The organism is Pseudomaricurvus hydrocarbonicus (genome assembly GCF_011602365.1).
Classification (GTDB): domain Bacteria; phylum Pseudomonadota; class Gammaproteobacteria; order Pseudomonadales; family Cellvibrionaceae; genus Pseudomaricurvus; species Pseudomaricurvus hydrocarbonicus.
In genome coordinates this window covers 1-12,519 of record NZ_JAAONZ010000016.1, presented here as the reverse complement: position 1 = coordinate 12,519, position 12,519 = coordinate 1, and the positions used below count along the sequence as shown (strand labels likewise).

The following is a 12,519-nucleotide window of genomic DNA, read 5'->3' as shown; positions in this document are numbered from 1 at the left end:
GGTTATTCAGGTAGCGCATAGGCCATAATGGAGTCACCTGTCGGGCGACCAAACGCAATTTGTCCTCCGGCAGCGATAACAACGTACTGACGGCCTTTGTGTTCAAACGTCATCGGGGCCGCAGAGCCATCAAAGGGCAAGGTCGCGGTCCACAACTTCTCGCCGGTTTTGCTGTCGAACGCACGGAAACGACGATCTGTGGTGGCACCAATAAAGATCAAGCCACTCTTGGTCAACAACGGACCACCGAGATTCGGAGTACCCAGCTCAATTTCAAATGGCAGGGCTACAGGACCCATTTCGTGCACTGAACCCAGGGGCGAAGTCCAGCGCAAGTCACCGGTTTGCAGATCAACCGCCACTAATTTCCCCCAAGGTGGTGGAGAACAGGGAACCCCCAAAGGAGACGAAATTACGCCCATCACAATGGCATAAGGCGTCCCTTGCATAGAGTTCACCTGGGTCAACGCAGGGTTCCACTCTCCTTGAGAATTGGCCTGGTCAATGGGTACCAACTGACCAAACATCGCCATATTACTGAGATTTACATACAGCGTTTGATCTTCTACCGACACCGAGGCACCGCCCCAGTTCATCCCCCCCAGCGCACTGGGGTTATACAGCGTCGGCGTGGTACTGAAGGGTGTAAAAATGCCTTCATTGTGCAGTTTTCTGAAAGCTTCCTGGCACTTACCTTCATCCCAGAAAGTAAATCCCCAGGCATCTTCAGCACCGATGGCATGATTCACCAAAGGTAAGGGCTTTACCGGAAATGGCTGAGTAGGTGACGCACGTTCATCTTTAACCAAAGACTTCGGCACCGGCCGCTCTTCAATATCAAATAGAGGCTCACCCGTAACACGGTTAAACATAAACACCAAACCGTGTTTGGTAGTTTGAATCACCGCAGGAATAACTTTCCCGTCGCGTTTAATGTCCGTCAAAATCGGTTGCGAAGGCGTGTCGTAATCCCACAGGTCATGATGAACAAACTGAAAATGCCACAGCACTTCTCCAGTACTACCATTCAACGCCACTAATGAGTTCGCGTACTCATTGTTACCAGGCCGGTAGACGCCGTAATAGTCCGGTGATGGAGAACTGGTAGGTACAAACACCATGTCCCGCTCAGCATCTACAGACAATGGCGCCCAGACATTGGCTGCACCACTGATTTTTTTGGGATTCGCGGGCCAGCTTTCAGTATTGTGGTCCTGCTCGGGAATGGTACTGAATGACCAGCGTGAAGTACCAGTACGCACATCTATAGCCTGTACCGTCCCGGCAGGCATATGTGCACTATTAAAATCTTCTATCTGCGAGCCAACCACCAAATTATTATTCACCACTACGGGTGGAGATGTGGAGAAAACAGTAGCCGTACGCTTATCGCCTTGATACAACTTGACCACGCCATTTTCACCAAAGCCCTGACAGGCCGTTCCCTCAACTGCATCAATTGCGACAATTCGACGGTCGATCACCGCCATGTATAAGCTCTGCTTACAATGATCACCTTGTTTTTTTAATGGATCTTCCCACCAGGTAATACCACGACACTTAAAGTGATTTCGCACCTGGCTTTCATCCAGCTCTGAGTCAAATCGCCACTTTTCTTCTCCGGTTTCCGGATCAATCGCCACAATACGGCCAAACGGACTGCAGGTCACAAGGTGTTCACCAGCCCTTTCCGGTAAGTACAGTGGGGTCATTTGCAAAGAAGATGGGTATTTTTTCGATTCAGCCTCATCAAAATGGTATTCCCAAACCGGTAGCAATTGATCGACATTGTTTTTGGTTATCTGTGTCAATCCAGAATAACGTTCGCCCCCGGCGCTACCCGCCGGATAGTTCCACAGTGTCGAATCTGCATTTACGGCCACACTGAATATCGTCAATAACGAAAAGATACTCGCTGTTGTCATTATAATTTTTACTGCTGCCTTCACATCTGCGCCTTAAGATCTTATTTAATGACATGACTAGATTCTTTCGAATAGTCACAAGCTTTACCCGCACAAGCTCTTGGCTCACACGGGAATTTTCTGGTAGATTTTGATAAATGTTGGATTTTTTACGAAATAAGCCAATCGCTACCATATTAGGATAACTGCAGGTAAAATCACTGACTGGAATGGTCGATAGCAATCACGTTTCCGGACAGCTTTTATTAGCCTATGGTTAGGACGTAAAACACTATAAAAAGCAAAAGCCACTTGCGAATGATTTGCAAAGAGAGCACCTATGATCGAATACCGTGTAAACTCAGGTTCATTGATCCCTTTTTTAAAAACCGCCAGCGATTTTGGACTCTGCCCGACTAGCTTGTTATCCCATGTGGGACTACAGACCAGTGACGTGACTCAACGCCATGTGCGCATTCCTGTTGAGCAGAGCAACAGACTGTTGGAACGCTGTATCGAGCTGACGGATGAACCCTGGTTTGGCCTGGAAGCGGCTCAGAAGGTTGAAATGGGCAGCTATGACATCAATGGTTACATCTATGCGAATTGCTCCTGCCCACTGGAAGCTATCAATATTACCTCGCAGTTCTATGGCATCCTTTCGGATCGCCAGGTGCTTTATAGCTCCGAAGACAAAAAATATCTGATCAGCAGATGGGAACTGTCACCTCAAATCGATACGGTGTCACGCAATGTAGCTGACCATCTTTTGGCCTGCCATGCTCGCTACGCCCGAGATATACTCAGACTCCCTAGTCGTTTTGCATTCGCATCTTTTCGTCACTCTGCGCCAAAGGACTCTCGTATAATGGATCTTTATGAAGAAACGTTTGAGTGTCCTCTATTATTTGATCAACAACATTATTCCATTGGCATGGATCGCGAGATGGCAAGAGATACACTTTTTCCACAAGCTGATCCTGCTCTGCGAGATATCCTCATATCTCACGCGGAAACTCGCCTCCGTGAAATCCGATCTACGCCTCCTTTCACGTTTAAAGTCAAGAGTTTGATTCGAAAGCTGTTGGAGCAGATGGTTCCTACACGGGAAGATGTGGCCAAGCACCTGTATATGGGCGGCCGTACACTTCAGCGTCATCTACTGAATGAAGGCTACTCTTTTAAAGAAGTCTTTAATGAAGTGCGGCAGGAAATGGCGATCTACTACATGAAAGATTTATCTTTATCGATAGATGATATTGCCGAACGCTTGGGGTTCAGCGAAACCCGATCCTTTCACCGTAGCTTCAAACAATGGACCGGAGAAACCATCAGTAGCTATCGCAGGCAGCTGATGCAATAATTTTGGTCATTAATTTTCTATTTCTAACAGTGACAAAAAAGGCCGTTCATTATGAACGGCCTTTACCTATAGCTACAACAATTCTGTTAAAAGTTATAAGTTCCCTGCAGCATATATGAGCGTGGCGGACGCACCCAGGCTTCGGCGGCAGTCCCTACACCTGCAGCAGAGGCATCAAAGAAGTTACTTTGCTGATAAGCCAGAACCACTTCTTCGTCCGTCACATTGTTTACCAGGAACGCCACATCCCAGGCTCCATCACTGCTGCCAAAACCAAAACGCAGATTGGTGCGAACCGTTGATTCACGATCCAGATTGGCACCGTTAAAATCAGTTGCGCCATCGTAAATATTAACCATCTTCGCATTGAACAGATAGTCACCCACGTAGTAGTCGTAGCTCAATGTATTCGTACCTCCCCAATTTGCGTTTTTGGTCGGGCCTTTCTTTTCAAGACCTGCCGCATTAGGTGAAGAAATCGGCTCCACGATTTCACCGTTCAAGTAAGACAACTGTAAATCCCACTTCAGGTTTTCGGTAATCAGAAATTGTGTTTCCAGCTCAACACCGCTGTAATCCACCTGTCCAGAGTTACCCACTATAAAACCTGTACCCGGCACATAACGACTAAATTGACGATCAGTCATCTCTACATAGAATGCGGCCCAGTTAGCGCTTAAACGCCCATCCAGGTACGTGCCTTTACCACCGACTTCCATAGACAGTACTTTTTCATCATCAAACTCAAATTGCGCCGGATCAACCAAATACTCGCCAGGATCATCACCCTGCCCACCTGTTTCATCAAAACCACCGGACTTGAAAGCCTGCGCAGCACTGACATAAAGCATGGTCTCGTCTGTTACATTCCAGCTGAGTTTTACCGAACTGTTAAACTGGTCTACGGATCGGTCACCTTCCATGTGGTGGGCAACATCACCGGTCAAAAGAGCCAGAACAGTACTGGCACCTGGATCACCACTCACCGATAAGTCTCTGGTGGCGTCTTTGTTTTCGTAGGTATAATTAACGCCAAGGGTCAACGTCCAGTTATCTGCAAGGTGAATATCTGCGTTACCGTAAATGGCATAGGTCTCTCCATCCTGTTGGTAGTCACGGCTGGCAATTGCATTAGGTAAACCCAAAATAGAGGCATTTAAATTGCGTGTCTCATTGGATTCATCACTGGTAGTTTGATAATACAATCCGGCAACATATTCCACGGTCTGTCCCTGTGGAGATACCAGACGAAACTCCTGACTGAAAGCATCGTAGTCCTGAGTGTCATCTTGATTTGCCAGGTCTGCAGAAATCCAGTCAGAATCACGATTTTGCTGGTAATCAAAAGCCGTATGGCCTGAAATGGACATCAGCGTGTACTCGCCAGCATACCAGTTCATGGTTAGCGTCGCCGCTTCACTATTCGTGTCGTCGAAACCGGTATTCCAGCTTTGTGCGTAAGAACCTTCCTTTAGCGGCACAACATTTTGTCCAGCAAACATAGCTGCAGCATTCACAATATCTGGAGTAATCCCCAAGCTGGTGGAATACGCTGTATCATGATTAAAGGTACGGTTTGGCTCACCGGTTTCCCGTACACGACCTTTTTCAAGTTTCAGCAATGCATCGAAATTATCATTGGGTTGCCACAACACACTTAAACGCAGTGCCTGTTGAGATTTGTCATTAACGTTTTCTTCACCGTCCGGGGTAAAGTTAGTAAAGTAACCCTCATCTTCAATTTGACGAAACGTCAGACGGGCTGACAGTGTATTAGTCAAACCACCGGAGAGAAATCCTTCAACACTATAACCCCCATTATTGCCGCCGATTCCACCTTCATCGAAGGTATAGCCCGTGGTAACACTCCCTTCAAAGTCCTGTGTAGGTCGGTTAGACGTTAGCATCATCGCGCCAGCGGTGGTATTTTTACCAAATAACGTGCCCTGCGGGCCGCGCAAAACCTGAATGCTGCCAACATCCAGAAAAGAAGTCGCGCGGTACAAACGGTCTTTTGGCTGTTGAACACCATCAATAAACAAGCCTACAGACTGCTCAAAACCACCGTTATCAGTCGTCCCAATACCGCGGATGGAAATAGCCGTGATGTTAGCCACATTGGTTATTGATAAACTGGGAACACTGTCTGCCATGGCTTGAAAATCCTGAGTGCCGGAATTTTTGAGATCATCTCCAGTGACCACGGCAACAGATACCGGGACATCATTCAGACTCTGCTCCCGCTTTTGCGCAGTAACAACAATCTCTTCCAGAAAAAACATACGTTCCTCAGAGTTGCCTTGCTGTGCCATGGCCTGCCCCCCAACGGTTGCCATGGCAATTCCCAATGCCAATGCCTGTTTGTTAAAAACTTTCATACGGACTCTCCTCGGTTATTTTTTGTTATCAGGCACTAACTTCATGTCCGGTAGCTTGAAGTCACAGCCAGCTTGCACCACAGATTAATGAGTCGTGTGATGACTTACATTGTCGTTTCCGGTCAAGTCAGTCACAGATTTGGACGCACATCCTCTTCGGAATACCTGCCCAAGATATGACCGGATTGGTGAGTCGACAGGTCCGGAAGTGTCATGGCTGGATCGTGGCGTTCTTATGGACAATGGTTTGCATAAAAAAAGACCATTGCGAGAAAATATCATGAATAGCTACAATCCGTTCAGTCTTAAAGACAAGTCCGTCCTGATTACCGGCGGCTCATCCGGCATTGGCCTGGGAACCAGTGAACGCTTTCTGCTAGAAGGCGCCAAGCTGGTGATTGTGGATATTCAGCCCCCGCCGCAATCCATCCTGGATAACGGAGCTATTTATCTGGAAGTGGACATCAGCCAGCGTGAAGAAATTCTGAACGCGTTTCAAACCGCCGAAGACATTCACGGAAAACTGGATGTCATCATCCATAACGCCGGCAAACCTGGTCGTGGTACACACATTACCGAGTCCGAAGAAGCGGTACTGGATAAACTGGTTGCCCTGAACTTTTATGGTACCTATTACATTCTAAAATATGGCCCCGGACACATGAATGACGGCGGCTCAATAATCACCACGGCCTCAGTTGCGGGTTTACAACAGAATGAAGGATTCTTCGATTACAGTGCCACTAAAGCTGCTACCATCAGCATGACAAAAACCGCAGCCGTTGAGTTGGGCATGCGCGGTATTCGCTGTAACTCGGTGGCTCCAGGTCCGGTGAAAACTCCGATGCTTCCACCAGGTCATATCCTCAATACTCTGGCAAAACAGCTCTCTACTCTTGGGCGTATCGCCGAAGTGGACGATCTTGTTGGGGTTTATCATTTTCTTGCCAGCGAACAGAGCCGCTATATCACCGGACAGACCATCGTCGTGGATGGTGGTCGACTCACCGGCTACCGCAACGAAGTACTGGCAAGGTTAGTCGACTAAGCTATCTACACACGAAACAGTGAGTTCAAAGGAAAATCTATGAATGCTCAACAATTTTACATTAATGGTCAATGGGTAAATCCCAAGGGCACAGACACTCTGAAAGTCATCAATCCAGCAACAGAAAATGTTATTGAGACCATTGCTTTGGGCAATGCCGAAGATGCCAATCTTGCCATCGCAGCGGCCAAAAGCGCTTTTTCCTCTTTTGCATTGACCAGTCGTCAGGAACGTATCGAACTGCTGGAAAGCATCATCGAACACTACAAGCGTCGTTTGGATGATGTTGCTGATATTATCTCTCAAGAAATGGGCGCCCCCATTACGCTAGCCAAACGTGCACATGCCCCTGGTGGTCTTGGCCATTTCATCACTGCTTTGGACGTGTTGCGCGATTACGCGTTTGAAGAAACCCTTGGAACCACTCAGGTCGTCAAAGAACCTATTGGTGTCTGTGCCATGATTACCCCCTGGAACTGGCCAATTAACCAAATTGGCTGCAAGGTTGCACCCGCATTGGCCACCGGTTGCAGCCTGGTGCTAAAACCCAGTGAAGTTGCCCCATTAAATGCGCTGTTACTGACCGAGATACTCCATGAGGCTGGTGTTCCCGCAGGTGTATTCAACCTGATCAATGGTGATGGACCTACTGTCGGTGCAATAATGAGCAGCCACCCCGATGTGGACATGGTGTCTTTTACCGGTTCGACTCATGCCGGTATCGAAGTGGCAAAATGCTCAGCACCGACAGTCAAGCGTGTCACTCAGGAACTGGGAGGGAAATCTGCCAATATTATTCTTGAAGATGCCGACCTTAAAACAGTCATCCCTAGAGATGTTCAAGCTGTAATGATGAATTCCGGTCAAACCTGCAATGCACCGACACGTATGCTGGTACCAAGGAAATTGTTGGGTGAAGTAGAAAAACTGGCTCAACAAAAAGCCAACTCCATTTTGATTGGCGATCCATCAAGAGAAAATACTGTACTGGGGCCTGTGGTTTCCGAAGTGCAGTGGTACAAAGTACAGAAGTATATTCAACAGGGGCTAGCCGAAGGCGCGAGCTTAATTGCAGGAGGTGTGAGTCGGCCAGATCAGTTCGCAAAGGGTTATTTTGTTAAACCCACAGTGTTCTCGAACGTCAGTGGTAAAATGGCCATTGCGCAAGAAGAAATTTTCGGACCAGTACTTTCAATTATCCCTTACGACAGCCTGGACGAAGCTATTGATATTGCGAATGACAGCCCTTACGGTTTGTCTGGCTATGTGTCTTCTTCAAATACAGACTTAGCCAAAGCCACTGCTCTGCGATTGCGTACCGGCATGGTCCATTTAAATGGTGCCGGCGTCGATGTTAAGGCCCCTTTCGGAGGTTTCAAACAATCGGGGAATGGTCGTGAGTGGGGACATCATGGATTTACCGAGTTTTTAGAAATTAAAGCCGTGATGGGATTTAATGGTTAAATGGGAATAAAATATGATGTGTGACTCATAGACATCCTTCCACTACCATAAGGTGTCATAAACAGAGAAATTTAACAGCGATTACAGTGGGTTTGCTCGATGAAGAGGCTGGTGATACAGGCTTGGTTTGCAGCCGGTGCGGTATATCCAGGCCGACTTTAAGGAAGTGATGGCGTCGATTTCAGGCCCATGGAGAAGAAGGATTAACACTGTAAGCTGTCAACCTCTTATCCAAACGCAAAGCGGCCTGCTTCGACACATTGCTAGCTTTATACCTTAATAGCAATTACTGAAAACACAAGATCACTAATGAATACCTGATTTTTATCTCTCTCATTTTTCAGGCGATCGTCAAGATTTTCGATATCAATTTCGCTTTCAGTGGCAATGCCTTTTTCAACAATGCGAGGAAGGATCGCACGAACAACGGTGCTCATAGGATAGTGAAGGTTTTGGCCTTGAATAATTGCCTCAGCCTTTATGCTTTCAACCTTGAATCCACAATTAGAAAGAATTGAAGGTAACATAAAGCCCGTATTTACGTTACCACCCTCGGCTTTTACAGTTTCCCAAACCCAACCATTCACTTTATCGTGCAAAGGTAATAAATCAGTTGAAGCGGGCACAATTGTAGAGTCGCTTTCTTGGAGGCAGATAACCCCACCAGCTTTAAGCAAAGAAGATAGCGTACTTAATACCTTGTTTTGATCAGGCACATACATCAACACTCTTCGTCCAAAAACTGCATCAAAGTAATCTAATTTTTCCAATCGATCAGATATATCTGTATGTATAAATCTACAGTTTTTATAGCCTTCAAGAGTTAGCTTTTCACGGGCTTGAATAACTGCATTCTCATTGATATCTACTCCAACTACTTCGCCACTTTCTCCAACAGCTTTGGCTAGTAATTTGGATGTCTCACCGTTACCGCACCCAAAATCAAGCACCCTCATTCCATGAGATATAGCGGAATTAGCAATAAGATTTTCCGTAATGGTATTAGGGTTATCTAAGACTTTCATGTTTCTCAATAGTTATATATCTGTAGGGTACATTTCTATGATAAGGCAGATCATTAATCTGTATATGAGGTTTTATCATATTTCCCCCTGAGCCTGTAAGCAACTGATACTGTAACATATCAAGTTAATATTTCAGTACAAAGCTAACCATGAGTTACATGAAGTGAGTGTTGACTATAAATTAGACAAATACATTGACGACCGAAATCTTGAACGGCCGTCAATGGAACTTGATACTTTATTAATATTTTGAGAGTTAATCGAGTTATTAACCTTATCGCCTCTCGAGCTGTTAGCACTCAGGTTTATTGATTCTAAACTTTGTAGATTCTTTCTCGCTTCTCATACCCACCTGAATTTAAGCGTTTTACACTCGAATCTAGTCGGTGACGATACCGGCCCCGTAAGGAAAGAGCGGCGACATACTATCGTCAGGTTTTGCCGGATCCTGATTCAATATTGCCGCCATAGACGAAGGTAGTTCGAAAGGCATTCGTCCTTGAGGTGCCGCGCGCCCCGTCACAACATCCAGCAATGCATCGTCTGATATCCCGAAATTGCCTAGCAACACGTCTGTCAGATCGATGATATTGGTGAGGACCGCGGGTCGATCAAGAAAAATGGACGCAATAACCCGGGTCTTGCCTCGCAGCAATTTGAGTTTCTCGTAATCTGCGTCACCATCGCGATAATCAAGCCTCCCCTCATGTTGGCGACTACCAAAAAAATGGAACGGATGGAGAAGTTCAAACGGAGCCGACATGCGCACAATTGCAGCATCAGCCTTTTCCGGATCATCGACTACAAGTAGTCCATGAGCGATAGCTTGGTCAGGATCAACGCCAACCAGATATACCGACTGACCCGCTTCAAGTGGTTGCAATCCGCCAGAAGCTTTGAGCAATACTTGGGACTCCGCCTGTGCTCTTACGCCTTCGGCGAGAATTCCAGGAGACACAACAGACACTGCCGCTTGATGCACATCCACATAAGGATTTTCAAACAACCCCATCTTAAATTTGGGCAGCAGGATACGCTGGACTGACTGGTCAAGCCTGGATTCATCGATCAATCCCTTATTAACCGCATCGACCAGCAGATCTGTCTCCTCAGCGCCACCGAATTGGTCAATTCCCGCCTCAAGGCCTTTCACCATTCTCTGTTGGCGTGACAGATCCTCAACCCCCCAAGGTAAGCCGATAACCATAAGTCCCGGCTGCGCTGGAGCTTCACAGGTGTTCTTCGGGCAATCGTCCAGAATGGCCCAGTCCGACAATACGATACCACCAAATCCGTAAACTCCCCTTAGCAGGCCAGTGAGCAGTTGTTTGCTGAAGCCGGCCCCAACCGGCTCCAGTGGTTTGTCATCAACGGTGACGCCTTTGACAATCGAATAAGTCGGCATAACCGCCGACACGTGCGCGGAAAAGGCGCCTATGAACGGTTTGACGTGGAGTGCGAAAGACTCATTGTCGGCCTGGGTAAAGCGACCATAATAATTGTGTCCGTCCCAGCCATGGGGGGTAGCACCATAGGCGACCCAATGCTTAACAACCGTCATCACACCGTAGCTGGTGAGCCCCTGGTCACTACCTTGAAAGCCCGCAACATAAGCATTAACCATTACCGCTACAAGATCAGGATTGGCTCCAAACGTACCCGTGCCACGAGCCCAACGAGGTTCAGTCGCAAGGTCCGCTTGCGGAGAAAGCGCCTGATGGATACCGGTCATGCGATACTCCTGCCTAGCCACTTCAGCAAAACGCCTCACTCGCTCGGGATTACGCAAGGCAGCAAAACCCAGCGGCTCAGGCCACTGTGAATAACCATTTGCACTTACACTTGCCCCCATGACATATTGAAAGTGATTCCGTGGATCAGTACTGATCGTCAATGGAATACCCAGTCGAGATTCCTCGGCAATGGCTTGTATCTTGTTATTTTGCTCGGCCATTTTTTGGGGGGGTGCCGATAGACGCGTGATAAAGCTACTGATGGCTTGCTTGTCAATTTGTTTGCGAACTTGAGTTAGATCGTACCCCTCAGCTGACAAACCAATCGCTCCACCCGCCCGTAGACTACCGTGCATCATAGTCCCTGCTTTTTCACGCAGAGTCATTCGCCCAACAAGGTCTGACGTCCGATTTTCCGCCGGCAGGCGCCAGTCTTCATAGGGCGTGAGTCTTCCATTACGATCCAGATCGCGAAACTGCAGGTTTGCAACACTCAGAATCGGTGCTGAATGATGTTTCAGTTCGGGCTGGGTCAACACAGTGGTATCTGAAGTGCGTGTAGGCTGAAATGTTTGCTGGCAGGCGGTAAGTGCAAAAGCTGTCAGCGTCAAGCCTATGCCTGCGATCCATACAGATTGAATCATTGAACTCTCTCTTTCGGGTTTTCTTTAATATTGTTGTACCCCGGTTTTGAACGCTGCCTAAATTACAATTGAAATCAATTGTAGTCAGTAATATTCAGCTGACTTTCATCATCCCCCCATCGACAGCGAGCACTTGACCAGTAATAAACTGTGCATCCTCGCCTGTCAGAAACAAAATTGGTCCCACTATATCCTTAGGTATTGCCATTCGTTTGAATGACTGCTGATTGACGATACACTCACGTACTTCTGGAGAAAGATGGCTAGTTCCTGGCGTCTCAGTTAGCGCAGGTGCGACTGCATTTACGGTAATCAAATCCTTACCCACATCATTAGCAAGACCTCGGGTAAAACCAATGATTCCCATTTTTAATGCCATGTAGTGGCTAACGCCAATAGCGTTTGTGACAATTGAAGTTGAGGAGAGGTTAACAATTCGCCCCGGTAATCCTCCCATTTTTAACTGACGTTCAAAGTAGAGATTAAGCAGCCATCAGTGGTGGTTTCCCATTGTTGGCCTTATGTGGCCGTTCGTGATTGTAAAACCAAAGCCATTTAGTTGCATACTCCTGAACTTGTTCGAGCGTTTCGAACAGGTGTTTACTTACCCAACTATACCGGATGGTCCGGTTTGTTCTCTCGATATAGGCATTCTGTTGAGGCTTACCCGGTTGGATATATTCAATCCGGATATCATGCGCAACCGCCCACTTTGTAAACTCATGGCTGATAAATTCTGGGCCGTTGTCGCACCGTATAACCGCTGGCTTTTCCCTCCACTCAAGTAGCTGATTTAGTACTCGGATCACTCTGATTGATGGCAACGAAAAGCCTGCTTCGATGGCAATCCCTTCGCGCCGGTAATCATCAATGACATTGAACAAGCGATAACTGCGGCCATCGGATAGCTGGTCATGCATGAAATCCATTGACCAAACTTGGTTCGGACGAAGGGGCTCT

Annotated in this window: 9 protein-coding genes; 3 read left to right on the top strand and 6 right to left on the bottom strand. The window is 47.2% G+C overall.

Annotation, left to right across the window (positions count from 1 at the left end; all coding sequences use genetic code 11):
* Nucleotides 1-2: 2 nt before the first annotated feature.
* Nucleotides 3-1,925, bottom strand: a complete 1,923-nt coding sequence (locus G8770_RS17390) for a pyrroloquinoline quinone-dependent dehydrogenase (protein ID WP_167189819.1) — start codon at nt 1,923-1,925, stop codon at nt 3-5.
* Between the two features lie 319 nt (nt 1,926-2,244).
* Here G8770_RS17390 and G8770_RS17385 point away from each other — a divergent pair, with 319 nt between their 5' ends.
* Nucleotides 2,245-3,267, top strand: coding sequence for an AraC family transcriptional regulator (locus tag G8770_RS17385; RefSeq protein WP_167189816.1), 1,023 nt, complete (start codon nt 2,245-2,247; stop codon nt 3,265-3,267).
* Nucleotides 3,268-3,353: 86 nt separating this feature from the next.
* Here G8770_RS17385 and G8770_RS17380 read toward each other — a convergent pair whose 3' ends face one another.
* Nucleotides 3,354-5,645, bottom strand: coding sequence for a TonB-dependent receptor (locus tag G8770_RS17380; protein ID WP_167189813.1), 2,292 nt, complete (start codon nt 5,643-5,645; stop codon nt 3,354-3,356).
* A 280-nt stretch (nt 5,646-5,925) separates the two neighbouring features.
* Between G8770_RS17380 and G8770_RS17375 the strand changes: the two genes are divergently transcribed.
* Together G8770_RS17375 and G8770_RS17370 are read left to right on the top strand one after the other, a co-directional pair.
* Nucleotides 5,926-6,693: an SDR family NAD(P)-dependent oxidoreductase gene (locus G8770_RS17375; RefSeq protein ID WP_167189810.1), complete on the top strand. Its 768-nt coding sequence runs from the start codon at nt 5,926-5,928 to the stop codon at nt 6,691-6,693.
* Between the two features lie 39 nt (nt 6,694-6,732).
* Nucleotides 6,733-8,157 carry an aldehyde dehydrogenase family protein gene (locus G8770_RS17370; RefSeq protein WP_167189807.1) on the top strand — a complete coding sequence of 475 codons (1,425 nt, stop codon included), beginning with the start codon at nt 6,733-6,735 and terminating at the stop codon, nt 8,155-8,157.
* Between the two features lie 269 nt (nt 8,158-8,426).
* On the opposite strand, the gene G8770_RS17360 is transcribed toward G8770_RS17370, so the two are convergent.
* The 4 genes from G8770_RS17360 to G8770_RS17345 all read right to left on the bottom strand — a co-directional run.
* The gene (locus G8770_RS17360; protein WP_167189805.1) at nt 8,427-9,182 is read right to left on the bottom strand and encodes a methyltransferase domain-containing protein; all 756 of its coding nucleotides are present in this window, start codon (nt 9,180-9,182) and stop codon (nt 8,427-8,429) included.
* 379 nt (nt 9,183-9,561) lie between these two features.
* Nucleotides 9,562-11,559, bottom strand: coding sequence for a glycoside hydrolase family 3 protein (locus G8770_RS17355; RefSeq protein WP_167189802.1), 1,998 nt, complete (start codon nt 11,557-11,559; stop codon nt 9,562-9,564).
* Between the two features lie 94 nt (nt 11,560-11,653).
* Nucleotides 11,654-12,016, bottom strand: coding sequence for an SDR family oxidoreductase (locus G8770_RS17350; protein ID WP_208022333.1), 363 nt, complete (start codon nt 12,014-12,016; stop codon nt 11,654-11,656).
* Nucleotides 12,017-12,041: 25 nt separating this feature from the next.
* Nucleotides 12,042-12,519, bottom strand: a 478-nt coding sequence (locus tag G8770_RS17345) for an IS3 family transposase (RefSeq protein ID WP_167189798.1), incomplete at its 5' end; no start/stop codon positions are given.